A 24,903-nucleotide genomic window follows, 5' to 3' on the forward strand; every position below is an offset into this window, starting at 1 on the left:
TGGCTGAATTGCAGGGCGCATAGTGTAATGCTTTGCTGCCCTGGTGACCAGTATGACCGTTATCAGCCTCAAGGGGTAAAAAATCCTGTAAACTTGTCTTATTCATGCAACAGGATGATTGACCATGACAAATCAACCAACGGAAATTGCCATTGTCGGCGGGGGAATGGTCGGTGGCGCGCTGGCGCTGGGGCTGGCACAACACGGCTTCACGGTAACGGTGATTGAACACGCCGTGCCTGCGCCGTTTGTTGCGGACAGCCAGCCGGACGTGCGTATTTCGGCGATCAGCGCCGCCTCGGTTTCACTGCTGAAGGGACTTGGCGTCTGGGATGCCGTACAGGGGATGCGCAGTCATCCCTATCGTCGACTGGAAACCTGGGAGTGGGAAAACGCGCATGTGGTGTTTGACGCCAGCGAACTGAAGCTGCCGCTGCTCGGGTATATGGTTGAAAACAACGTTCTGCAACAGGCGCTCTGGCAGGCGCTGGAAGCACATCCGAAAGTGACGCTGCGGGTTCCGGCTTCGCTGATTGCGCTGCATCGCCATAACGAACGTCATGAGCTGGAGCTGGCCGGTGGCGAACGAATCACCGCAAAACTGGTGATTGGCGCGGATGGAGCAAATTCGCAGGTGCGGCAGATGGCCGGCATTGGCATTCACGCCTGGCAGTATGCGCAATCCTGCATGCTGATTACCGTACAGTGCGAGAATGATCCCGGAGACAGCACCTGGCAACAGTTTACGCCGGATGGCCCGCGCGCGTTTCTGCCGCTGTTCGATAACTGGGCATCGCTGGTGTGGTATGACGCTCCGGCGCGGATCCGTCAGTTGCAGGGGCTCAGTATGTCGCAGCTTCAGACGGAGATCGCGAAGCATTTCCCGGCGCGTCTGGGACAGGTGATGCCCGTCGCGGCAGGCGCGTTTCCGCTGACGCGCCGCCATGCCCTGCAATATGTGCAGCCGGGACTGGCGCTGGTTGGCGATGCGGCGCACACCATTCATCCGCTGGCCGGGCAGGGGGTAAACCTGGGTTATCGCGATGTGGATGCGCTCATCGATGTGCTGGTGAATGCCCGCAGCTATGGCGAGTCCTGGGCGAGTCAGCCGGTTCTGAAACGCTACCAGACCCGGCGCATGGCGGATAATTTCATCATGCAAAGCGGGATGGATCTGTTCTACGCCGGATTCAGTAATGACCTGCAGCCGCTGAGGATTATTCGTAACCTTGGGCTAATGGCGGCAGAACGCGCTGGCGTGTTAAAACGTCAGGCGCTGAAATACGCATTAGGGTTGTAGTGCTAATGAATGCCTGATGGCGCGATGCTTATCAGGCTTACTCGCCAGTCGGGTAAATAACAGAAAGCAAAAAGCTCGCCGAAGCGAGCTTTTCTAATGTGGCTGGGGTACGAGGATTCGAACCTCGGAATGCCGGAATCAGAATCCGGTGCCTTACCGCTTGGCGATACCCCAATGGTATGTCGGTTATCTCGTGCCGGACTCAGCCCGGAGATACCCCAACAGGGTGCATTCACATCGTGAACGTCTTTCAAATTTGGCTGGGGTACGAGGATTCGAACCTCGGAATGCCGGAATCAGAATCCGGTGCCTTACCGCTTGGCGATACCCCAACAAATTGTTTTGAACCCGTTTAAAGAAGCTAACGTGTTCTGAATATGGTGGCTACGACGGGATTCGAACCTGTGACCCCATCATTATGAGTGATGTGCTCTAACCAACTGAGCTACGTAGCCAGATACGGTATTTCTTCGATGGCTGGGGTACCTGGATTCGAACCAGGGAATGCCGGTATCAAAAACCGGTGCCTTACCGCTTGGCGATACCCCAATGACCGTCGCGGTAATCCGCAAACTCGAAGAAATATGGCTGGGGTACCTGGATTCGAACCAGGGAATGCCGGTATCAAAAACCGGTGCCTTACCGCTTGGCGATACCCCATCCGTGCAACGCTTTTATGGGAATGGTGCGGGAGGCGAGACTTGAACTCGCACACCTTGCGGCGCCAGAACCTAAATCTGGTGCGTCTACCAATTTCGCCACTCCCGCAAAAAAGATGGTGGCTACGACGGGATTCGAACCTGTGACCCCATCATTATGAGTGATGTGCTCTAACCAACTGAGCTACGTAGCCATCTTTTTTCGCGCTTACCTTATCGGCGTTGCGGGGCGCATTATGCGTATTGAGCCTTGAAGCGTCAACCCCTTTTTCATCGAAAACGCCCGGAATGTGACTGTTTGGTTAGGTTGCGAACAGCGTGGCGCAATATTCGGCAATTATTGGTTATTAATCGCTTTCTGAACCGTTTTTCCGGATCAAAAAAGGGCCCCGAAAGGCCCTTTTTCATCAGTGTGGCTTATTGATAAGCGGACTGGTGAACACCCACTGCGCGACCGGATGGATCGTTCATGGTTTTGAACGCTTCGTCCCATTCGATCGCCTTAGCAGAAGAGCAGGCGACGGACGGGCCACCCGGCACACATTCTGCGGCGCTTGGCACCGGGAACAGCTCTTCGAAGATCTCGCGGTACAGATACGCTTCTTTTGAAGACGGCGTGTTGTACGGGAAGCGGAAGCGGGCGGTTTCCAGTTGCTGATCGGAAACTTGCTGAGCGGCCACCTCTTTCAGGGTATCGATCCAGCTGTAACCCACACCGTCGGAGAACTGCTCTTTCTGACGCCATGCGACGCTTGCCGGCAGATAGGATTCGAAACATTCGCGGAGGATATGTTTTTCCATCTTGCCGTTGCCGCACATTTTATCTTCCGGGTTGATGCGCATCGCCACATCGAGGAATTTTTTATCCAGGAACGGGACGCGTGCTTCCACACCCCAGGCCGACATCGCCTTGTTGGCGCGGGCGCAGTCAAACATGTGCAGCGCCTGTAGCTTGCGAACGGTCTCTTCGTGCAGTTCTTTGGCGTCTGGCGCCTTATGGAAATAGAGGTAGCCGCCGAACACTTCATCCGACCCTTCGCCAGACAGCACCATTTTGATGCCCATCGCCTTGATCTTACGCGACATTAAGTACATCGGCGTGGAGGCGCGAATGGTGGTAACGTCGTAGGTTTCGATGTGATAAATCACGTCGCGGATCGCGTCCAGCCCTTCCTGTACGGTAAAGTGAATTTCATGGTGTACAGTCCCCAGATGGTTCGCCACTTCCTGCGCGGCTTTCAGATCCGGAGAACCTTCCAGACCGACGGCGAAGGAGTGGAGTTGCGGCCACCAGGCTTCAGAACGTTCGTCATCTTCGACACGACGGGCGGCGAATTTTTTGGTGATCGCCGAGATGACGGAAGAGTCCAGGCCGCCAGAGAGCAGTACGCCGTAAGGCACATCTGACATCAGGTGGCTTTTGACGGAATCTTCCAGCGCCTGACGCAGTTCGTTTTTGTCGGTAACGTTATCTTTTACCGCGTCAAAATCGAACCAGTCACGCTGATAGTACTGACGGATTTCACCGTCTTTGCTCCACAGATAGCTTCCCGCCGGGAACTCTTTAATGGTGCGGCAAACTGGCACCAGCGCTTTCATTTCTGACGCCACATACAGGTTGCCGAATTCGTCGTAGCCCATATACAGCGGGATAATGCCGATGTGGTCGCGGCCAATCAAATATGCATCCTGCTCGCTGTCATACAGCGCGAAGGCAAACATCCCTTGCAGGTCGTCGAGAAACTCCACGCCTTTTTCCTGATACAGCGCGAGGATCACTTCGCAGTCAGAACCGGTCTGGAACGCGTAGCGATCGCCATATTCTGCACGCAGCGCCTGGTGGTTGTAGATTTCACCGTTGACGGCCAGCACGTGGGTTTTCTTTTCGTTATACAGCGGCTGCGCACCGGCGTTGACGTCGACAATCGACAGACGTTCATGGGCCAGAATAGCCTTATCGCAGGCATAAATACCGGACCAGTCCGGGCCGCGATGGCGCATCAGGCGTGACAGCTCAAGCGCTTTTTTACGCAGTTCACCTGCATCTGACTTAATATCGAATACGCCGAAAATTGAACACATAACCTTCTCCGTTAACCTGTTGCGTAATGCTTTTTGTGTTTGCTTGGTAAAGAAAATGCCGCAAAGAAACAAGAGGCGCAAGGGGTTTGCGGTCAGAAAAAGAAAAAACGCAATGTTGATTGTCGATTAGTGAAAAAAGATTACGCATTGAGCATATTTATTGATGAATTATCAATTTTTTGCCGTTTTTGTTGAATGGTGTTATTTTTTCAGGCAGCAAAAATGAAAAACCACGTCCTGGGACGTGGTCTGGGTTAAATAACGTCGATTTCGGCGACGGAGGGATAAATCCAGCTTGGGCGGAACGGCATACTGTCGATGTCATCCAGCGTGGAAACGCCGGAGAGTACCAGAATGGTTTCGAGCCCCGCCTGGAAGCCGGCGAGAATATCGGTGCGCAGGTTATCGCCGACGATCACCGTCTCTTCCGAGTGCGCCTGCATTTTGTTTAATGCCGCACGGATAATCCACGGACTCGGTTTGCCGACGTAGAACGGTTTACGACCAGAGATTTTTTCGATACCAGCACAGAGCGCGCCACAGGCCGGATAAAACCCGCGGCCGTGGGTATCCGGGTTGGTAGCGATAAAGCGTGCGCCGTTTGCCACAAAGTAAGCCGCTTTGTGCATCATGTCCCAGTTGTAGGAACGGGTCTCGCCAACGATAACGAAATCCGGGTTTACATCGGTAATGGTGAAACCGGCTTTATACAATTCGTGGATCAGTGCGCCTTCGCCGACAACATATGCCTTTTTCCCTTCCTGACGACGCAGGAAATCGGCGGTTGCCATTGCCGAGGTATAAAACACGCTGTCCGGCACATTGACGCCAGCCGTCGCGAAACGGTTCGCCAGATCCTGGCCGGTCTGCGACGGGTAATTGGTCAACAGCACCAGCGGCAGGCCTTTTTCCATTACGCCAGTCAAAAATTCCGCCGCACCCGGTACGGCGACGTTGTCGTGCATCAGCACGCCGTCGATATCACAAATGACATTCTTAATGGTCATGAACTACCCAGGAGATGTGTTAATAATCCGATACTATAAGAGCGCATCAGTTTTCCAGCAAATGCTGGAGCAAAATACCGTTGAGCATAGCGCGTTTTACCAGCGCAAACGCACCGATGGCCGAGCGGTGATCCAGCGTGGAACGCACCACCGGTAAATTCGTGCGAAACGCCTTCAGCGCCTGCGTATTAATGCAGCTTTCAATGGCGGGTAACAGCACTTTATCGGCTTCGGTGATCTCACCGGCAATCACGACTTTTTGCGGATTAAACAGGTTGATGGCGATCGCAATGGTTTTGCCCAGATGACGCCCGACATGCTCGATCACCTCAGAAGCCAGGCTGTCGCCCTTATTTGCTGCCTTGCAGATGGTTTTGATTGTGCAGTCTTCCAGCGGAACGCGGCTCTGGTAGCCTTGCTTGAGTAGATTGAGGACGCGATGTTCAATCGCCGCGTTCGCGGCAATGGTTTCCAGACAGCCAAAGTTGCCGCAGTGGCAGCGCTCGCCGAGTGGTTCAACCTGGATGTGGCCAATCTCGCCAACGTTGCCGTTACGACCAATAAAAATTCGCCCGTTAGAGATAATTCCGGCGCCCGTTCCGCGGTGGACGCGCACCAGAATGGAGTCTTCGCAATCCTGGCTTGCACCAAAGTAGTGCTCTGCCAGCGCCAGACTGCGGATATCGTGGCCAACAAAACAGGTGACGAGGAACCGTTTTTCCAGCGCCTCAACCAGTCCCCAGTTCTCCACCTGAATATGCGGCATATAGTGGATCTTGCCGCTTTCCGGATCGACAAGCCCCGGCAGGATCACGGAAATGGCGATGAGCTCGCGGATTTTGCGCTGATTGCTGTCAATAAAAGCGGTAATAGCGTTGAGCAGCGCGTGTTCCAGCGTTTCCTGCGTGCGTTCGGGCAGAGGATAGTGTTCTTCCGCCAGCACTTTGCTGCTCAGGTCAAACAGGGTGATGGTTGCGTCGTGGCGGCCAAGACGCACGCCAATGGCGTGAAAACTGCGGGTTTCGGTGACGATAGAGATAGCGCGGCGGCCTCCGGTGGAGGCCTGCTGATCAACTTCTTTGATCAGTCCGCGTTCAATCAGTTGACGCGTAATTTTGGTTACGCTGGCGGGGGCAAGCTGGCTTTGCTCGGCAATCTGGATCCGCGAGATTGGCCCATGCTGGTCAATCAGGCGGTAAACGGCCGCGCTGTTAAGCTGTTTTACGAGATCAACATTACCTATTTGAGCTTGTCCGCCTGGTGTCATACTTTCTCTTACTCAGTAACGACCTCGTTACCATTAACGATGGTCTTGATGATTTTAAAGTCGTGTGTGAAAGCGGTGAGGTTCGCCACTTTACCCGCCGCGATGCTGCCGAGGTGTTTCTCAACACCAATGGCGCGCGCAGGGTAGAGGGTCGCCATGCGCAGCACTTCGTCGAGTGCAATGCCGCAATGTTCAACCAGGTTACGCACGCCTTCAATCATGGTTAATGATGAACCGCTCAGCGTCCCGTTCTCATCTACACAAAGTCCATTGCGGTAGTATATTGTTTTACCAGCAAAAATGAACTGTTCAATATTTGCCCCTGCGGGCGCGGTCGCATCCGTCACCAGGCACAGTTTGTCGCCTTTCAGCCGTTTAGCGTTGCGGATGTTGGCATAATCGACGTGCAGGCCGTCGGCAATCACGCCGCAATAGATATCAGCTTCATCCAGAATCGCACCTGCCAGGCCCGGTTCGCGTCCGGTGATATAAGGCATCGCGTTGAACAAATGTGTGGCAAAGGTGATACCTGCGCGGAATCCGGCTTTCGCTTCTTTCAGCGTGGCGTTTGAGTGACCGGCAGAAACCACAATCCCGGCGTTCGCCAGCTTGCTGATCACTTCTGTAGGGACCATTTCCGGCGCCAGCGTTACTTTGGTGATTACGTCGGCATTATCGCACAGGAAATCGACCAGCGCAGCGTCAGGCTGACGGACAAAGCTCGGATTGTGCGTCCCTTTTTTCACCAGGTTCAGCCATGGGCCTTCCAGGTGCAGACCCAGCGCCTGATTCGGATGTTTCGCCAGGTATTCACGCATCACGCGAATGCCTTGCTTCATGAGATCGTCACTGGTGGTAATCAGCGTCGGCAGGTAGTTGGTGCAGCCCGATTTCTCGTTGGCCTTCTGCATGATCTCCAGCGTTTCAACGGTGACGGCTTCCGCCGTGTCGTTAAACTGCACGCCGCCGCAGCCGTTGAGCTGGACATCGATAAAGCCGGGGGAAAGAATGGCCCCGTTCACTGAACGTTGTTCGATCTCTGGCGGCAGTTCTGCCACAGGACAAACGCGGTCAATCAGGCCATTGGCGACAACAATCGCATGGTCATCAAGAATTTCGTGACCGGTGAAGATCCGGCCCTGGGTTAAAGCATACATTCCGACCCCCGATTTCAAAAAATATGCCGCCCTGAACATAAAACAGGGCGGAGACTACATTACAGACCTTTGATATTTTCGGCTTCTAACTCGTTGAAATATTTCAGTGTCTTAACTTTCAGTTCCATTGTGGACGGCTCATCGCACACCACAACCGCTTTCGGATGCAGTTGCAGACAGCTGATGGTCCACATGTGGTTCACATTGCCTTCTACCGCAGCCTGCAGTGCCTGCGCTTTCTGCGAACCCAGCACCAGAATCATCACTTCTTCAGCGTCCAGCAGGGTACCCACGCCAACGGTCAGCGCGTACTTCGGTACCTGATCCACGTCGCCGTCAAAGAAACGGGAGTTTGCCACACGGGTGTCATGCGTCAGGGTTTTGATACGGGTACGAGAAGCCAGCGACGAAGCCGGTTCATTAAAGGCGATATGACCATCATTACCGACACCACCCATGAACAGGTGGATTTTACCGTAGGAACGGATCTTTTCTTCATACTGACGGCATTCGGCGTCGATGTCCGGCGCGTTGCCGTTGAGCAGGTTGATGTTTTCTGCTGGAATATCAACATGGTCAAAGAAATTGCGATGCATAAAGCTGTAGTAGCTTTCCGGATGCTCTTTTGGCAAGCCGACATATTCGTCCATATTGAACGTCACGACGTGTTTGAAGCTAACCTGGCCCGCTTTGTGCATTTCGACTAAGGCTTTATACGCTGTCAGCGGCGTGCCGCCTGTCGGCAGACCCAGCACAAACGGACGATCGGCTGTCGGTTTGAACGCATTAATGCGATTAACGATATGGCGTGCAGCCCATTTGCCGACCTGTTCAGCGGAAGTCAGGGGAATCAGTCTCATTCTTCACCTCAGAAAGTAAATGTAAGCCGTTGACGGATTGTGCATAGGTGCATGGTAAAGCGTAACCTGGCATGCATCAGTTGGATCAATCTGTCTTGATTTTTTGAATGATAAAATAAGTTTTCCCACATAGCCAGTAAAAGGGAGTGAATATAACGATATTTGGTGACTAAACTCACAAAAAACACGCTTTTAATTTGCGGTACGAATTAAATTTTTACACACTCACAATGCCAGTAAAGCAACAACTGAATTTCAATAAGTTAGTGACAAAATAAAAACACAGCTTAAAGCGAGCCTTAACGGGGTCTCAAAGGGGGAAGAAAGTGAGTATTCTAGGTTATCTGCAAAAGGTAGGCCGTGCGCTAATGGTGCCGGTCGCCACGCTGCCTGCGGCGGCAATATTGATGGGGGTCGGCTATTGGATCGACCCGGTAGGTTGGGGTGGAGACAACGCCCTTGCGGCGTTCTTCATTAAGTCCGGTTCCGCCATTATCGATAACATGTCCGTACTGTTTGCTATCGGTGTGGCTTACGGTATGTCTAAAGATAAAGACGGTGCTGCGGCGCTGACCGGTTTTGTGGGCTTCCTGGTGCTGACCACGCTCTGTTCTCCGGCTGCGGTTTCCATGATTCAGAAGATCCCTGCTGACCAGGTTCCTGCCGCTTTCGGTAAGATCAGCAACCAGTTCGTGGGTATCCTTGTCGGTATTATCTCCGCTGAACTGTACAACCGCTTTAGCAGCGTCGAACTGCCGAAAGCGCTCTCCTTCTTCAGCGGTCGCCGTCTGGTGCCGATCCTCACCTCTTTTGTGATGATCATTGTGGCGTTCATCATGATGTACATCTGGCCGGTGATTTTCGACGGTCTGGTTAACTTCGGTGAACACATTCAAAAACTGGGCTCAACCGGTGCGGGTATCTACGCCTTCTTTAACCGTCTGTTGATTCCGGTGGGTCTGCATCACGCGCTGAACTCCGTATTCTGGTTCGACGTTGCGGGCATTAACGACATTCCTAACTTCCTCGGCGGCGCCCAGTCTATTGAATCGGGTAAAGCGGTTGTCGGGATTACCGGTCGTTATCAGGCGGGCTTCTTCCCAATCATGATGTTTGGTCTGCCGGGTGCGGCGCTGGCCATCTACCACTGCGCGCGTCCTGAGAACAAGGCCAAAGTGCTGGGTATCATGATGGCTGGTGCGTTTGCGGCATTCTTTACCGGTATCACTGAACCGCTGGAATTCTCCTTCATGTTCGTTGCGCCGGTTCTGTATGTGATTCACGCCGTCCTGACCGGGATCTCCGTATTCATCGCGGCGAGCATGCATTGGATTGCCGGCTTCGGCTTCAGTGCGGGTCTGGTGGATATGGTGCTTTCTTCCCGTAACCCGCTGGCGACCCAGTGGTGGATGCTGATCCCGCAGGGTCTGGTGTTCTTTGCCATCTACTACGTGGTGTTCCGTTTCGTTATCACCAAGTTCAACCTGATGACTCCGGGTCGTGAACTGGCCGTGGCTGGCAGCGAAGCGGATGGTCAGGACCTCAACGTGAGCAGCGATAAAGAGCAGGACGTTTCTGCTCTGGCGCGTCAGTACATCGCCGCCATCGGCGGTTCTGATAACCTCACTGGTATTGACGCCTGCATCACCCGTCTGCGCCTGAGCGTAAAAGACTCGTCGCTGGTGAATGAAGGCCTGGCGAAACGCCTGGGGGCTTCTGGTGTGATTCGTCTGAACAAAACCAGCGTGCAGATTATCGTCGGCTTCGTGGCTGAGAAAATCGCCAACGCAATGAAAACAACCGGTCCGGTTGCGGCGGCTGAAGCCTCTGCAGCGCCTGCTGCCCAGACGACGGCAAAACCGCAGGCTGTACCGAATGCGGTGACCATTGCTGAACTGGTATCGCCAGTGACCGGTGATGTGGTTGCGCTGGATCAGGTGCCTGACGAAGCGTTCGCCAGCAAAGCGGTCGGTGATGGCGTTGCGGTAAAACCAACGGATAAAACCGTGGTTTCTCCGGCAGCGGGCACCATCGTGAAAATCTTCAACACCAATCATGCGTTCTGCCTGGAAACCGAGAAAGGCGCGGAAATCGTTGTCCACATGGGTATCGATACCGTCGCGCTGAACGGCCAGGGCTTCAAACGTCTGGTAGAAGAGGGCGCGGAAGTGACAGCGGGTCAGCCGATTCTGGAAATGGATCTGGATTACCTGAACGCGAACGCGCGCTCGATGATCAGTCCGGTGGTGTGCAGCAACATCGACGACTTCAGCGGCCTGGTGATTAAAGCCGACGGTCACGTGGTTGCCGGTCAAACGCCACTGTATGAAATTAAAGGGTAGGCCGGGTAAGGCATAAGACGCCATCCGGTAACATGAAGCGGCGGGGGAAACCTCCGCCGCTTTTTTTTGCAGCAAATTCCCGCCTATTTTTCTTCAACGCCACTTTTTCAGTAACTAAAGGTTGTCAGTCAGTCCGGCTTATAAGATCATATGCCGTTATACGTTGTTTACGCTTTGAGGAATCCACGATGAGTGAGGCTGAAGCCCGCCCGAGTAACTTTATTCGTCAGATCATCGATGAAGATCTGGCCAGTGGTAAGCACACCACGATCCATACCCGTTTTCCGCCGGAGCCAAATGGCTATCTGCACATTGGCCACGCGAAATCCATCTGCCTGAACTTTGGTATCGCGCAAGACTACCAGGGCCAGTGCAACCTGCGTTTCGATGACACCAACCCGGTAAAAGAAGATATCGAGTACGTTGATTCGATCAAAAACGACGTTGAGTGGTTAGGTTTTCACTGGGCTGGCAACGTCCGCTACTCCTCAGATTACTTTGATCAACTGCACGCCTACGCGGTTGAACTGATCAACAAAGGTCTGGCGTATGTCGATGAGCTGACGCCGGAGCAGATCCGCGAATACCGTGGCACGCTGACTCAGCCTGGCAAAAACAGTCCGTTCCGCGATCGCAGTATCGAGGAAAACCTCGCTCTGTTCGAAAAAATGCGTACCGGCGGTTTTGAAGAAGGTAAAGCCTGCCTGCGTGCGAAGATTGACATGGCGTCGCCGTTTATCGTGATGCGCGATCCGGTTCTGTACCGTATTAAATTTGCCGAGCACCATCAGACCGGCAACAAGTGGTGCATCTACCCGATGTACGACTTCACCCACTGCATCAGCGATGCGCTGGAAGGCATTACGCACTCTCTGTGTACCCTGGAGTTCCAGGACAACCGTCGTCTGTACGACTGGGTGCTGGATAACATTTCCATTCCGGTTCACCCGCGCCAGTATGAATTCTCGCGCCTGAATCTGGAATACACGGTGATGTCCAAGCGTAAGCTGAACCTGCTGGTGGCTGATAAGCACGTTGAAGGCTGGGACGATCCGCGTATGCCGACGATCTCCGGTCTGCGTCGTCGCGGCTATACCGCCGCGGCGATCCGTGAATTCTGCAAACGCATTGGCGTGACCAAGCAGGACAATACGATCGAAATGGCGTCGCTGGAATCCTGTATCCGCGAAGATCTGAACGAAAACGCCCCGCGTGCGATGGCGGTGATCGATCCGGTAAAACTGGTTATCGAGAACTACCCGCAGGGCGAAAGCGAAATGGTCACCATGCCTAACCATCCGAACAAACCGGAAATGGGCACGCGTGAGGTTCCGTTCAGCGGTGAAATCTGGATCGACCGCGCTGACTTCCGCGAAGAAGCCAATAAGCAGTACAAGCGTCTGGTGATGGGTAAAGAAGTGCGTCTGCGTAACGCCTACGTGGTGAAAGCAGAACGCGTGGAAAAAGATGCGGAAGGCACTATCACCACCATCTTCTGTACCTATGATGCGGATACCCTGAGCAAAGATCCGGCTGATGGCCGCAAAGTGAAAGGCGTGATCCACTGGGTTAGCGCCGCACACGCGCTGCCAGTTGAAATTCGCCTCTACGATCGTCTGTTCAGCGTACCGAATCCTGGCGCGGCGGAAGATTTCCTGTCCGTGATGAACCCGGAATCGCTGGTGATCAAACAGGGCTTTGCAGAGCCATCATTGAAAGCCGCGGTAGCAGGGAAAGCGTTCCAGTTTGAGCGCGAAGGTTACTTCTGTCTGGACAGCCGTTACGCCAGCGCAGAGAAACTGGTGTTTAACCGCACCGTTGGCCTGCGTGACACCTGGGCGAAAGTCGGCGAATAAGCTGCCGCAACGACCTCTTCAAACGCCGCATTCTGCGGCGTTTTTTTCATCTTCTGTTTAACGAAATATCTCGCTTTGCGAAGCGAATTAATCCCCATTCAAAAAATAATGTCATTAACAACCGTCTGTTATCGATAACGTGCGCAAAAAACAGATAATGGCATGAAACCGCGTTCATCTTTCTGGAAAACAAAGAGAATTTACATCTTTTATGGCATTTGTTGATGGATGAATAAAATGTAACAGGAAGCGATGAAATATGTGCGGTTGCTCATACTCTTACATTCTCGTTACAGAAAGGTATTGATAATTCGCGTCGCGAAAAATAGTCTATCACTGTAGTCAGTGAGGTTTTTCTCAATGCTACTTTTACTTTTTTATTTTTTCGCTGTTTCGCCTTTGGCAACAGCAATTTATACGTCAAAGAGGATTAACATATGCGTACGTTTAGTGGCAAACGTAGTGCGCTGGCGTTGGCTATCGCCGGTATCACAGCACTGTCGGGTCTGGTCGTTGTTCCGCAGGCACAGGCCGAAGGTTTTATTGATGATTCAACCCTGACGGGCGGCATTTATTACTGGCAGCGCGAGCGCGACCGTAAAGATGTCACCGACGGAGATAAATACAAAACCAACCTTTCTCACGCGACCTGGAACGCCAACCTGGATTTCCAGTCCGGCTATGCAGCAGATATGTTCGGTCTCGATGTGGCGGCGTTTACTGCGATTGAAATGGCAGAAAACGGCGACAGCGGCCATCCAAACGAAATCGCTTTCTCGAAAAAGAACAAAGGCTACGATGAAGACTACTCCGGCGATAAGAGCGGAATCAGTCTGTACAAGGCCGCCGCGAAATTCAAATACGGTCCAGCCTGGGCACGTGCCGGTTATATTCAGCCTACCGGTCAGACGCTGTTAGCGCCGCACTGGAGCTTTATGCCGGGTACCTATCAGGGTGCCGAAGCTGGCGCAAACTTTGACTACGGCGATGCGGGCGCACTGAGCTTCTCCTATATGTGGGCCAACGAATATAAAGCGCCATGGCACACTGAGGTTGATAAATTCTACCAGGGCGATAAAAAGACCAAAGTCGATTATCTCCATTCTGTCGGCGCAAAATATGATTTCAAAAATGACCTGGTGCTGGAAGCTGCATTTGGTCAGTCCGAAGGCTATGTCGATCAGTACTTCGCCAAAGCCAGCTACAAGTTTGATTTAGGTGGCAATCCGTTCTCCACCAGCTACCAGTTCTACGGTGCGCGTGACAAAGTCGATGACCGCAGCGCCAGCGATATCTATGACGGAACCGCCTGGTTGCAGGCGTTGACCTTCGGCTACAAAGTGGCGGAAGTGGTTGACCTGCGTCTGGAAGGAACCTGGGTTAAGGCTGAAGGGCAGCAAGGGTTCTTCCTGCAACGTATGACGCCAACCTATGCGTCGTCCAACGGTCGTCTGGATATCTGGTGGGATAACCGTTCAGACTTCAACGCCAACGGCGAAAAAGCGGTCTTCTTTGGCGCGATGTATGACCTGAAGAACTGGAACCTGCCGGGCTGGGCCGTCGGGGCTTCCTATGTGTATGCCTGGGACGCGAAACCGTCTACCTGGCAGAGCAGCCCGGATGCGTACTACGACAAAAACCGTACCATCGAAGAGTCTTCATACAGCCTGGATGCGGTCTACACCCTGCAGGACGGTCGTGCGAAAGGCACCATGTTTAAACTGCACTTCACCGAATATGACAACCACTCCAACATCCCGAGCTGGGGCGGCGGTTACGGCAACATCTTCCAGGATGAGCGCGACGTGAAGTTCATTGTGATTGCACCGTTCACCATCTTCTAATGCCATCAGCGGCAGGCCTTGTGCCTGCCGCATCGTTGAGGACCCTGCTATGAAAAAACTGATACTCATCGCCGTAATGGCCTCGGGACTGGTGGCCTGCGCACCGTCAACGGCCCCGAAAGAAGACAGCCGGTTGAAAGAGGCATATAGCGCCTGTATCAACACGGCACAGGGATCGCCAGAAAAAATCGAAGCCTGCCAGAGCGTGCTGGATGTGCTGAAAAAAGAAAAGCAGCATCAACAGTTTGCGAATCAGGAAAGTGTTCGCGTGCTGGATTATCAGCAGTGTATTCAGGCGACACGTACCGGTAACGATCAGGCTGTGAAAGCCGATTGCGATAAGATCTGGCAGGAAATTCGCAGTAACAATACGGCGAAGTAAGCGTCAGAGACCACATAAAGCGGGCGGAGAGAGATCTCCGCCCGTTTGCGTTTCAGAGCTTATTATCAGCCGTCTGATAACCACGGCTGAGACGAACAAACAGCATTGCCGTCGCGGCGAGCCCGCACAGCGCAGCGCACATGAGCCACCACCCCGGAGAACTCTTATCGCCGGTCAACTGGACCAATGCGGTAGAGATGGCTGGCGTCAGGCCGCCGAAAATTGCCGTGGCGAGACTAAAGGCCAGTGAAAAACCCACGGTTCGGACATACACCGGCATCACTTCGGTTAGTGCGGCTACCATCGCGCCGTTGTACATGCCGAAGAAGAACGAGAACCAGAGCAGCACCAGCGTCATGCGGGTGAAGTCGGGTGCAGCGGTAAGCCAGTTCATGACCGGCCAGGTAGTGATGAGGGCGAGCAAGGTGATGCCCATCAGCACCGGACGACGCCCGATCCGGTCAGAGATGGCGCCGCCAATCGGCAGCCAGATGAAGTTAGAAATCCCCACCAGCATGGTGACTACCAGGCTGTCACGCGCGCTCAGGTTCAACACCGTTCTCCCGTAAGTGGGGGTATAAACGGTAATAAAATAAAAGGTCGTGGTCGTCATCGCCACCAGCAGGGTACCCGCGGTGATAATGCGCCAGTTTTTAGCAATGGTGGTAAAAATTTCCCGGGTGTCGGGGCGGTGTTTACGTTGTAAAAAGGCTTCCGTTTCCTGTAGCGAACGTCGAAGAACAAAAATCAGCGGAATAATCATACAGCCAATGAAGAACGGGATTCGCCAACCCCATTCGGAGATTTCATCGTGTCCCAGCGTGGCATTCAGACCGTAACCGATCAGCGCGGCGACCACGATCGCCACCTGCTGGCTGGCCGATTGCCAACTGGTGTAAAAGCCTTTATTGCCTGGCGTGGCGATCTCAGAAAGATAAACAGAGACGCCACCCAGTTCGACGCCGGCAGAAAATCCCTGTAGCAGACGTCCCACCAGGACCAGCACGGGAGCCAGCAGGCCGATAGTCTGATAACCCGGAACGAGGGCGATGAGCAGCGTGCCGCAACCCATAATCGCCAGGGTGACCATCAACCCCTTCCGTCGGCCAATCCGGTCAATATACGCCCCCAGTACAACTGCCCCAATGGGGCGCATTAAAAAACCGGAGCCAAAAACGGCAAAGGTCAGCATGAGGCCAGCGAACTCACTTTCGGCGGGAAAAAACGTCTTTGCAATATAGGTGGCGTAAAAACCAAACAGAAAAAAATCGAACTGTTCGAGAAAATTACCGCTGGTCACACGCAGTATTGCGCCGAACGTGCCGGCGCGCGATGGTTGTTGAGTCATTGAGGTTGCTCCACTGTCTTATCATAATTATGTATAGAGGTAAGAGTGTGCGGGTCAGTCGCCTGCGACCCCCGCCTGTTTTCCACGTCGCTTCTCAATCGCCCATTTGAGTAAAGACGCGCAGCGGTAAAATCCGTGGGCAAATTTTCCGTATGGGATGGTCAAAAAAAGTGCCATGACCACGCCAAGATGGAGGGCAAGCAGGATCCCCATCCATGAGGTGTCTCTTCCCGCCAGCAGACCTAAACCGGTCAGGCTGGTCAGGAGCAGCAGTAAAATAAAGCCGCGATCCATCGGTTTCTGTCGCGCGTCGCCATGCAGTGGCGAGCGCTTAAGGTTTAACCACAGCAGGCCTGTCGGGCCGACAATTAAACCGATTCCTCCGAGCGTGCCAAGCATGACCGGCGCGCTGAAGAACGGGTAGGGGGCTTCCCATCCGGCGAAATAGTGATAACCGGTCGCCACCACGGTCGCGGCGAAACAGAGCATAAAGCCGTAGAAGGTGAAATGGTGGAAACGACGACGCATCAACGTGAAAGCATCGTCCGCGTCGTTGCAGCCTTTGCCATGTCCACCGTCGAGGTATTTCAGCGTCAGCACATTGTGTGAGGCTTCGGCTATTTCCGCCGGACGCGGCCCGACGGGAGAGATCTCGCGCCAGAAGCGGATCACCCCTGCCATCAGTAAACCGATCGCCAGCATGAAAACCGAGCCAAACATCCATGCCAGCAGGTTGTGCGGGAAAATTTGGTAGAAATCACCGGCCAACGGCGGGTGGAGCAGCGATCCCTTCAGCCCCATCGCGAGGAGTAAAAAGAGGATCAGACCAAAGACCAGCGCCAGCGTCACGGTGACGCCAGCCCGGCGATACAGCGCCCCGAAGGCCGCCGGTTGTGCGTAGTGTTGATACGTTTCCAGACGCACTTCCGCCATCGCTTTCGGTACGTTGATCGCAAACTCATGCGGCGGTGCATACTGGCAGGCGTGCAGGCAGGCGCCGCAGTTATGGCACAGGTTTGCCAGATAATTAATGTCGGCTTTGCCAAATTCCAGTCGTTGAGTCATCGCCGGGAACACGGCGCAAAACCCTTCGCAATAGCGACAGGCGTTACACACCTGCATCACCCGCTCGACTTCAGCCTCTGGCTCGGTGAGGATTTTGGCTTCGATGATCAGTTTTTCAAGCTGCTTCATGATGCGCCTCCTTACGTGCTGCCTGCGCGGCTTCTTTACCTGCGATGCGACCAAACGTGGTGCCGATGGACATGCCGACACCGGCGGTATAGCCCTTGCCCAGTACGTTGCCTGCCATCATCTCACCGGCAACGAACAGGTTACGGCTGGGGACGCCTGCAAAATGGACCGCAGCATGTTCATTCACTTTCAGTCCCAGATAGGTAAAGGTGATCCCTGGTCGCAGGGCATAGCCGTAGTAGGGAGGTGTATCAATGGGGCGCGCCCAGTGGGTTTTCGGTGGCGTCAGGCCCAGCGTTGCGCAGTCGTCCAGCGTCGTGTGATCAAACTGACCCGGCTGACAGGACTGGTTGTAGTGCTCCACGGTATGGGTAAAGCGTTCGGGATCCAGCCCTAGCTGGCGGGCCAGTTCATCCAGCGTATTGGCCTGTGCGCCGGGGAAAACTGGCGGCATAAAGTGGCCGATCGCTTTGCTGTCGATGATGGAGTAGCCAATCTGCCCTGGCTGGTGGGCAACCAGACGCCCCCAGATGGCATAACGTTTCGGCCAGAAATCTTCGCCTTCATCGTAAAAGCGTTCCGCATCCCGGTTGACTACCACGCCAAGTGAGACGCAATCCACGCGCGTGCAAATGCCGCCATCATACAGCGGGGCCCGGGCATCAATCGCCACACAGTGGGACTGGGATGGATCGCCGATGATGTCAGCCCCGGCGTCGATCATAAATTTGAGCAAGACGCCCTGATTAAAGCGGGTGCCGCGAATGAGGAAGTTATCGGCTGGCCATTCGCCGCGTGCGTTCTCTCCCCAGGCGTCACGCAGCCATTCGCGATTGGATTCAAATCCACCGGCGGCGAGTACGCAGGCTTTTGCCTCAATGCGCTCGTGACCTGCCAGGGCTGCGACGAAATCGCCATGATGCAATTCAAGCGCCTGCACCGGCGTGTTGTAGCGAATCTGTACCCCCAGCTTTTCTGCGCTGCGGTAATAAGCGTTCACGAGGGCTTTACCGCCGCCCATGAAAAAGGCATTGGTACGCGCGACGTGCAGCGCACCAGAGAGTGGGGGCTGAAAATTGACACCATGCTGGCGCATCCAGTCGCGACACTGTGAAGAGGTACGGATCACCAGGCGCGCCAACGCTTCATTGGTATTGCCTTCGGTGACACGCCAGAGATCCTGCCAGAACTCCTCTTCGGGATAACTCTCAACCAGCACATCCTGTGGCGCATCGTGCATACAGCGTAAATTGCGCGTGTGTTGGGAGTTGCCGCCGCGCCATTCCCGGGGCGCGGCCTCTAACAGCAACACGGAAGCTCCTGCCTCACGGGCGGTTAAGGCGGCACATAACGCGGCATTACCACCGCCAATCACCAGTACATCAACCATCGTCTACTCCATTACCATTTAACTATTTGTTAAATTTGTAATTGAAATGTATACGTACAGGTTGTATGGGCGCTATGGCGGGAAGCTAAAGACCTGTTTAGTGAGCGTAAAGGGTCGCACCCGGCCAACTGCCGGTTTCCACAAGTTCACGCATCACTTTTGTGAGTATCACGCGGGCTGCAAGACCGGCGGGGGTGAGTTCATCGTCAGACAGACTGACCAGAAAATTAGGGCGGCTGAGTATGGGATTATGGACGCCAATCACTCTCAGCGCTTCCCTCTCAAGATGCGAAATGGCAGCACCTGGTTGCAACGTGGCGCCAAGTCCGCTGCGAACGGCGCGCATCAGTAACGTCAGGCCATCAATTTCCGTGGCGATATCCACCTTCAGTCCGTGTTCCTGACAAATGGCCTCCAGTCGGCCGCGCAGTCCGTGGCCCAGGCTTGGCATGATCAGGGGAATATTCGCCAGTTGAGCAGGGGTTATGGTGTCATCCGGAATCGCCGCCAGCAGGTCATGCGTGCCAATCAGAAAAAGTCGCTCTTCGAGAACCGGCCTGGCGCTCCAGCGCAGGATCTTCTCTTTCTGAAAAACAACGGCCAGATCAATCTGACGGGTGTTGATCATCCGTTCCAGATTACCCGACAGGCTTTCCACCACATGCAGGCGAACGTCGGCGTAATGTTCCCGCATGGCATGAATAAACGGCATTCCCAGGACGGAGGCCGTGCTGGGGGCCATACCGACGCTGACGTGTCCGGACAGACGCGCATCGCGCGCGGCCAGAATAGCATCATCAGCATGACGCAACGCCAGCTGTGCCTGCGAGTAAAAGGCCAGACCGGCGGGTTGGCGTTACGCCACGCGAGGTTCGCTGCAACAGACGAATGGCGAGTTCGTTTTCCAGCCGCGTCATCTGCTGGCTGAGCGCGGAGACGCCGATGTCGAGATCGAGCGCCGCGCTGCCCATACTGCCGGTTTCCACAATACGGACAAAATAACGTAGCTGGCGAAGTTCCATTTCGATTCTCCGGACAAGGCAGGGGGAGATTTTACATTAAAGCAACATGCTGTCAGAAGAAAGCGCAGAGTGGCGAATGGCGCGCATAAAAAAAGCCAACCGACAGGTTGGCTTTTCAGAATAGTGCAAATTATTTCGCGTCGTGCGCGTGTTCGTCTTCGCGGCAATCGCCTTCAGCGCAGTGGCCGTACAGATAAAGGCTATGGTTCGTCAGACGAATGCCATGTTTTGCTGCGATCTCACGCTGGCGTGCTTCAATAGAATCATCACTGAATTCGATCACTTTGCCGCAATCGAGGCAAATAAGGTGATCGTGATGATGCTGCTGGGTCAGCTCAAAAACGGATTTGCCGCCTTCAAAATTGTGGCGGGTTACGATCCCGGCGTCATCAAACTGGTTCAGCACGCGATACACGGTCGCCAGACCAATTTCTTCACCCATGTCGATCAGTCGTTTATATAAATCTTCCGCACTGACGTGATGGTTTTCCGGTTCCTGAAGAACTTCCAGAATCTTTAAACGAGGAAGCGTTACTTTCAGGCCAGCCTTCTTTAATGCGGTATTGTTGTCAGTCATGCGGAATCTGTCCTGTTGCTAAACGATTCACTTCATACAAGAAGTGACAGAAATTGCACTCGAGATAATGCGTTTCATTATAGGACTGCCGTGTCTAAATGAAAACTGCAAGCCTCTGGCAAATGTTAATAAATAGTCGGTATTGCCTGGAAATGAGAGCGCCACCTAAAAACTCCCGCACATTGTACAGGGATGGGCAAGAAAGTTACAAATTTGTAGCAATTATTTTGATTGGTTCTGTCTATTGATGCGGCGCAAACATTGTCTGCGCCGCCGTACATCAGGCGTTGATGATCTCGTCGAGGTGCAGTTCTTCAGAAATCTGCTTCACCCATTTTTCCACGCGCTCGGCGGTCAGTTCCGGCTGACGGTCTTCGTCAATCGCCAGACCGACAAAATGGTCGTCATCCGCCAGACCTTTGGAGGCTTCAAAATGATAGCCTGCGGTCGGCCAGTGACCCACGATAGTTGCACCGCGCGGCTCAATGATATCGCGGATCGTGCCTAACGCGTCGCAGAAGTATTCTGCATAATCTTCCTGATCGCCGCAGCCGAACAGTGCGACCAGTTTGCCGTTAAAATCAATGTCTTCGAGGGTAGGGAAGAAGTCATCCCAGTCGCACTGCGCTTCACCGTAGTACCAGGTTGGAATGCCAAGCAGCAGAATGTCGTAGCCTTCGAGATCTTCTTTGCTGCTTTTTGCAATGTCATGCACATCGGCAACGTCTTTACCAAGCTGTTTTTGAATCATTTTTGCGATATTTTCGGTGTTCCCGGTGTCGCTGCCGAAAAAGATGCCAGTGATTGCCATGAGTAAAGTAACCTCTTGAAACTTATTGAAATGGTGGTGGCGAATTGCCCACAGATAAGGGCAATCATAGCAGAACAGTCAGGTATGCGGAAATAGCAAACGCATACGAGTGCACTCCATGCTACATGAAAGTGGGAAATGGGATGATTTCAGGCAAGATCCTGGCCGCGTAGTGCCGCCAGTTGGGCCATCAATATCTCTTCGATCAGTTCACTGCGGCTCATCTCTCGGGATTCCGCCAGCTCATTCAACGCATCAACCGCTTCCGCGTTGAGTTTGAGTTCGACACGCTTAAGACCGCGAACTTTGTCGCGTTTGAGTTGATTACGCTTATTAATGCGCAGCTGTTCATCGCGCGAAAGCGGATTGGTTTTCGGTCGTCCCGGGCGACGCTCGTGCGCGAACAGATCTAGTGTCGTACGGTCCGTTTGTTCTTTGGCCATGATATTGGTGACTTCGGGGAAACAATCAGCCAGGCCTCTGCCCGGATGGATAGCGCGCCATCATACATCAGCGAATGAGGCGCGCCAACGTTCGCACGCGTAATCGCGCACGGACGCTGAGTTTTTAATCAGTTAGCCGTTTCATTAAGATAACGACGGATGGCGCGCAGCACCGCCTCCGGTTTTTCGGCATGCACCCAGTGACCGGCTCCGGCAATGACGTGCGCACGCGCCTGCGGGAACTGCGCCAGTAAATCGGCGCGATATGCTTCGGTGACATAAGGGGAGTTGCCGCCGGGAATAAACAGTGCCGGATGATCCCAGGCCGGTATTGTCTCCCAGCCGACGATATGCGGATACTGCTCCCACAGCACCGGCACGTTGAAGCGCCATTCGCCGTCAACGAACGATTTCAGCAAAAACTGAATCACACCTTCTTCATTAAGATGTTCGCGCATGATTGCAGCCGCCTGCTGACGGGTCTTTGCCGGCGATGCCGTCACCGCGTTGATGGCGGTGAAAATTTCGTCATGGCGACGGACGTGGTAATCCACCGGGGCAATATCGATCGCCACTAAACGGGCGATGCGTTCCGGGGCCAGCGCGCTGAGCGCCATCACCGCTTTTCCCCCCATCGAATGACCAATAAAGGTGGCTTTTTCGATGTGTTGCGCATTCAGCGTATCTAACAGATCCTGCGCCATTGCCGGGTAGTTCATCACCGGGTCGCGCGGAGAAAGGCCGTGATTACGCATATCGACCTGAATGATGTCATGGTCGTTCACCAGGTCACGAGCCAGCACGCCCAGATTGTCCAGGCTGCCAAATAAACCGTGAACCAGTACGATGGGATAATTATTGTGCAGGTTTTGTGCGGATTGCGCTCGGATATTCAATTTCATGGCAAAGTTCTTTTTTTCGCTCTGTCGGGTTAGGGTATTATGTTGACCATTCTGCCACTGGGCTGCAACCACTTCGGTTTTCTCCGAGTTTTTTGTTCAGCCGGGTTTGACGCTATTCGCTGTTGGGATTTGCCCCTATACTCCCAACGATTTGTATTTCAGATCAGATAAGACACCGCACTGGATTAAGATGAAAACGATTGAAGTTGATGATGAACTCTACAGCTATATTGCCAGCCACACGAAGCATATCGGCGAGAGCGCATCCGAGATTTTACGGCGTATGTTGAAGTTTTCCGCCGCATCACAGCCCGTCACGCCAGTGACAAAAGAGGTTCGCGTCGCGCAGCCGGTTGTTGCCGAGGCGAAACCCGTCAATCTTGTCAAAGATAAAGTGCGCGCTATGCGTGAACTGCTTCTGTCCGATGAATATGCCGAACAGAAGAAGGCCGTTAACCGCTTTATGCTGGTGCTGACTACACTCTATACACTGGATCAACACGCGTTTGCTGAGGCAACGGAATCGTTGCATGGCCGTACGCGTGTCTACTTCGCGGCTGATGAACAGACGCTACTGAAAAACGGTAACCAGACCAAACCCAAACACGTGCCCGGCACGCCGTATTGGGTGATCACCAACACCAACACCGGCCGTAAATGCAGCATGATTGAGCACATCATGCAGTCAATGCAATTCCCGGCGGAATTGATTGAAAAGGTTTGCGGAACAATTTAATCCATGCAGAGAAGGACCAGGCAATGGCAATCCACGACCGCGCAGGCAAACCTGCGCAACAGAGTGATTTGATTAACGTCGCGCAACTGACGTCACAATACTATGTACTGAAGCCCGCAAAAGGAAATGCGGAACACGCGGTGAAGTTCGGCACCTCCGGACACCGTGGCAGTGCAGGCCGTCATAGCTTCAACGAGCCCCATATTCTGGCGATTGCGCAGGCTATCGCGGAAGAACGTGCAAAAAATGGCATTACGGGTCCGTGCTACGTGGGGAAAGATACTCACGCACTGTCTGAACCGGCGTTTATCTCCGTGCTGGAAGTGCTCGCAGCGAACGGTGTCGACGTGATTGTTCAGGAGAACAACGGTTTTACCCCCACGCCCGCGGTGTCGAATGCCATTCTGGTCCACAACAAAAAAGGCGGTCCGCTGGCTGACGGTATTGTGATTACGCCGTCCCACAACCCGCCGGAAGATGGTGGCATTAAATACAACCCGCCTAACGGTGGCCCGGCAGATACCAACGTCACGAAAGTGGTGGAAGATCGCGCGAATGCGCTGTTGGCTGACGATCTGAAAGGCGTGAAGCGTATTTCTCTGGATGCGGCGCTGGCGTCCGGTCATGTCAAAGAGCAGGACCTGGTACAGCCGTTCGTTGAGGGGCTGGCGGATATCGTCGATATGGCGGCGATCCAGAAAGCCGGTCTGACGCTGGGCGTGGATCCGCTGGGCGGTTCCGGTATTGAATACTGGAAGCGTATCGCAGAGCATTACAAACTGAATCTGACCATCGTAAACGATCAGGTTGATCAGACTTTCCGCTTTATGCATCTCGATAAAGATGGCGCAATCCGTATGGACTGTTCCTCTGAATGTGCCATGGCCGGTTTGCTGGCGCTGCGCGATAAGTTCGACCTGGCGTTCGCCAACGATCCGGATTATGACCGTCACGGTATCGTCACTCCGGCGGGGCTGATGAATCCGAACCACTATCTGGCGGTGGCTATCAACTACCTGTTCCAGCATCGTCCGCAGTGGGGCAAAGACGTGGCTGTCGGTAAGACGCTGGTCTCTTCGGCAATGATTGACCGCGTGGTTAACGATCTGGGTCGTAAACTGGTCGAAGTTCCGGTGGGCTTTAAATGGTTCGTTGATGGTCTGTTTGATGGCAGCTTCGGCTTTGGCGGCGAAGAGAGCGCGGGAGCATCCTTCCTGCGTTTCGACGGTACGCCGTGGTCTACTGATAAAGATGGGATCATCATGTGCCTGCTGGCAGCGGAAATTACTGCCGTCACCGGGAAGAATCCGCAGGAGCACTATAACGAGCTTGCCGCCCGTTTTGGTGCGCCGAGCTACAACCGTCTGCAGGCAGGCGCAACGTCGGCACAAAAAGCGGCGCTGTCTAAACTGTCTCCGGAGATGGTCAGCGCCAGTACGCTGGCTGGTGACCCGATCACCGCGCGTCTGACGGCGGCACCAGGTAATGGTGCGTCGATTGGCGGTCTGAAAGTCATGACCGACAACGGTTGGTTCGCGGCGCGCCCGTCTGGTACAGAAGATGCGTACAAGATCTATTGCGAGAGCTTCCTCGGCGAAGAACATCGCAAACAGATCGAGAAAGAAGCGGTCGAAATCGTCAGCGAAGTGTTGAAAAACGCCTGAGCTGGAAAGCCGCATTAAAAAAGGAGCCGTAAGGCTCCTTTTTTATTTCCGAACACTTTT

Annotated in this window: 19 protein-coding genes, 7 tRNA genes and 1 pseudogene; 7 read left to right on the forward strand and 20 right to left on the reverse strand. The window is 53.9% G+C overall.

The features are described from left to right. Positions 1-124: 124 nt before the first annotated feature. Positions 125-1,300 (forward strand): 3-demethoxyubiquinol 3-hydroxylase, encoded by a 1,176-nt coding sequence (gene ubiF / locus AL479_RS16355; RefSeq protein ID WP_061076835.1) that lies wholly within the window; start codon positions 125-127, stop codon positions 1,298-1,300. A 99-nt stretch (positions 1,301-1,399) separates the two neighbouring features. On the opposite strand, the gene AL479_RS16360 is transcribed toward ubiF, so the two are convergent. From AL479_RS16360 to nagB, 12 genes are all read right to left on the reverse strand, one after another. Beyond that, positions 1,400-1,474, reverse strand: a tRNA-Gln gene (locus AL479_RS16360). Between the two features lie 83 nt (positions 1,475-1,557). Further along, positions 1,558-1,632, reverse strand: a tRNA-Gln gene (locus tag AL479_RS16365). 46 nt (positions 1,633-1,678) lie between these two features. Then, positions 1,679-1,755: transfer RNA gene (locus tag AL479_RS16370), tRNA-Met, on the reverse strand. 19 nt (positions 1,756-1,774) lie between these two features. Further along, positions 1,775-1,849, reverse strand: a tRNA-Gln gene (locus AL479_RS16375). 36 nt (positions 1,850-1,885) lie between these two features. Next, a tRNA-Gln gene (locus AL479_RS16380) sits at positions 1,886-1,960 on the reverse strand. 23 nt (positions 1,961-1,983) lie between these two features. Then, positions 1,984-2,068 (reverse strand) — tRNA-Leu (locus AL479_RS16385). 8 nt (positions 2,069-2,076) lie between these two features. Next, positions 2,077-2,153, reverse strand: a tRNA-Met gene (locus AL479_RS16390). Positions 2,154-2,376: 223 nt separating this feature from the next. Beyond that, positions 2,377-4,041 (reverse strand): asparagine synthase B, encoded by a 1,665-nt coding sequence (gene asnB / locus AL479_RS16400; RefSeq protein WP_061076836.1) that lies wholly within the window; start codon positions 4,039-4,041, stop codon positions 2,377-2,379. Between the two features lie 254 nt (positions 4,042-4,295). Beyond that, a complete protein-coding gene (gene nagD / locus AL479_RS16410) occupies positions 4,296-5,048 on the reverse strand; it encodes a ribonucleotide monophosphatase NagD (protein ID WP_042320681.1) in 753 nt (250 codons plus the stop codon). 46 nt (positions 5,049-5,094) lie between these two features. Beyond that, complete coding sequence (gene nagC, locus AL479_RS16415) at positions 5,095-6,315, reverse strand: DNA-binding transcriptional regulator NagC (protein ID WP_043001404.1); 1,221 nt, start codon at positions 6,313-6,315, stop codon at positions 5,095-5,097. Between the two features lie 8 nt (positions 6,316-6,323). After that, entirely contained in the window at positions 6,324-7,472 is a 1,149-nt protein-coding gene (gene nagA / locus AL479_RS16420; RefSeq protein ID WP_061076837.1) for an N-acetylglucosamine-6-phosphate deacetylase, read from the reverse strand. A 59-nt stretch (positions 7,473-7,531) separates the two neighbouring features. Further along, entirely contained in the window at positions 7,532-8,332 is an 801-nt protein-coding gene (nagB, locus tag AL479_RS16425) for a glucosamine-6-phosphate deaminase (protein WP_043001402.1), read from the reverse strand. 326 nt (positions 8,333-8,658) lie between these two features. On the opposite strand from nagB, the gene nagE reads away from it, so the two are divergent. From nagE to chiQ, 4 genes are all read left to right on the forward strand, one after another. Beyond that, positions 8,659-10,674, forward strand: coding sequence for an N-acetylglucosamine-specific PTS transporter subunit IIBC (nagE, locus tag AL479_RS16435; protein ID WP_061076838.1), 2,016 nt, complete (start codon positions 8,659-8,661; stop codon positions 10,672-10,674). Between the two features lie 188 nt (positions 10,675-10,862). Beyond that, complete coding sequence (gene glnS, locus AL479_RS16440) at positions 10,863-12,530, forward strand: glutamine--tRNA ligase (RefSeq protein WP_061076839.1); 1,668 nt, start codon at positions 10,863-10,865, stop codon at positions 12,528-12,530. 437 nt (positions 12,531-12,967) lie between these two features. Further along, positions 12,968-14,374: a chitoporin ChiP gene (chiP, locus tag AL479_RS16445; RefSeq protein ID WP_061076840.1), complete on the forward strand. Its 1,407-nt coding sequence runs from the start codon at positions 12,968-12,970 to the stop codon at positions 14,372-14,374. Between the two features lie 49 nt (positions 14,375-14,423). Continuing rightward, positions 14,424-14,756, forward strand: coding sequence for a ChiQ/YbfN family lipoprotein (gene chiQ, locus AL479_RS16450; RefSeq protein WP_044256579.1), 333 nt, complete (start codon positions 14,424-14,426; stop codon positions 14,754-14,756). Between the two features lie 52 nt (positions 14,757-14,808). On the opposite strand, the gene tcuC is transcribed toward chiQ, so the two are convergent. The 8 genes and pseudogenes from tcuC to ybfF all read right to left on the reverse strand — a co-directional run bounded on the left by tcuC (position 14,809) and on the right by ybfF (position 22,443). Then, entirely contained in the window at positions 14,809-16,104 is a 1,296-nt protein-coding gene (gene tcuC, locus AL479_RS16455) for a tricarballylate/proton symporter TcuC (protein ID WP_061076841.1), read from the reverse strand. A 54-nt stretch (positions 16,105-16,158) separates the two neighbouring features. After that, a complete protein-coding gene (gene tcuB / locus AL479_RS16460) occupies positions 16,159-17,298 on the reverse strand; it encodes a tricarballylate utilization 4Fe-4S protein TcuB (protein WP_061076842.1) in 1,140 nt (379 codons plus the stop codon). Beyond that, a complete protein-coding gene (tcuA, locus tag AL479_RS16465) occupies positions 17,285-18,688 on the reverse strand; it encodes an FAD-dependent tricarballylate dehydrogenase TcuA (protein WP_061076843.1) in 1,404 nt (467 codons plus the stop codon). Before tcuA ends, tcuB begins: the two co-directional genes overlap by 14 nt. Positions 18,689-18,785: 97 nt before the next feature. Continuing rightward, positions 18,786-19,710 (reverse strand): annotated as a pseudogene (tcuR, locus tag AL479_RS16470) (tricarballylate utilization LysR family transcriptional regulator TcuR). A 130-nt stretch (positions 19,711-19,840) separates the two neighbouring features. Continuing rightward, the gene (gene fur, locus AL479_RS16475) at positions 19,841-20,287 is read right to left on the reverse strand and encodes a ferric iron uptake transcriptional regulator (protein ID WP_046477500.1); all 447 of its coding nucleotides are present in this window, start codon (positions 20,285-20,287) and stop codon (positions 19,841-19,843) included. A gap of 280 nt (positions 20,288-20,567) precedes the next feature. Beyond that, positions 20,568-21,098, reverse strand: coding sequence for a flavodoxin FldA (gene fldA / locus AL479_RS16480; protein ID WP_003022839.1), 531 nt, complete (start codon positions 21,096-21,098; stop codon positions 20,568-20,570). A gap of 149 nt (positions 21,099-21,247) precedes the next feature. Further along, positions 21,248-21,541, reverse strand: a complete 294-nt coding sequence (gene ybfE / locus AL479_RS16485; protein ID WP_044326665.1) for a LexA regulated protein — start codon at positions 21,539-21,541, stop codon at positions 21,248-21,250. Positions 21,542-21,669: 128 nt separating this feature from the next. Continuing rightward, the gene (gene ybfF, locus AL479_RS16490; protein ID WP_061077995.1) at positions 21,670-22,443 is read right to left on the reverse strand and encodes an esterase; all 774 of its coding nucleotides are present in this window, start codon (positions 22,441-22,443) and stop codon (positions 21,670-21,672) included. Positions 22,444-22,633: 190 nt separating this feature from the next. On the opposite strand from ybfF, the gene seqA reads away from it, so the two are divergent. Together seqA and pgm are read left to right on the forward strand one after the other, a co-directional pair. Then, positions 22,634-23,179 carry a replication initiation negative regulator SeqA gene (seqA, locus tag AL479_RS16495; protein ID WP_061076844.1) on the forward strand — a complete coding sequence of 182 codons (546 nt, stop codon included), beginning with the start codon at positions 22,634-22,636 and terminating at the stop codon, positions 23,177-23,179. Positions 23,180-23,202: 23 nt separating this feature from the next. Beyond that, on the forward strand, positions 23,203-24,843 hold the full coding sequence (pgm, locus tag AL479_RS16500; protein ID WP_044266360.1) for a phosphoglucomutase (alpha-D-glucose-1,6-bisphosphate-dependent): 1,641 nt from the start codon (positions 23,203-23,205) through the stop codon (positions 24,841-24,843). Positions 24,844-24,903: the final 60 nt, after the last annotated feature.

This window comes from Citrobacter amalonaticus (assembly GCF_001559075.2).
GTDB lineage: Bacteria > Pseudomonadota > Gammaproteobacteria > Enterobacterales > Enterobacteriaceae > Citrobacter_A > Citrobacter_A amalonaticus_F.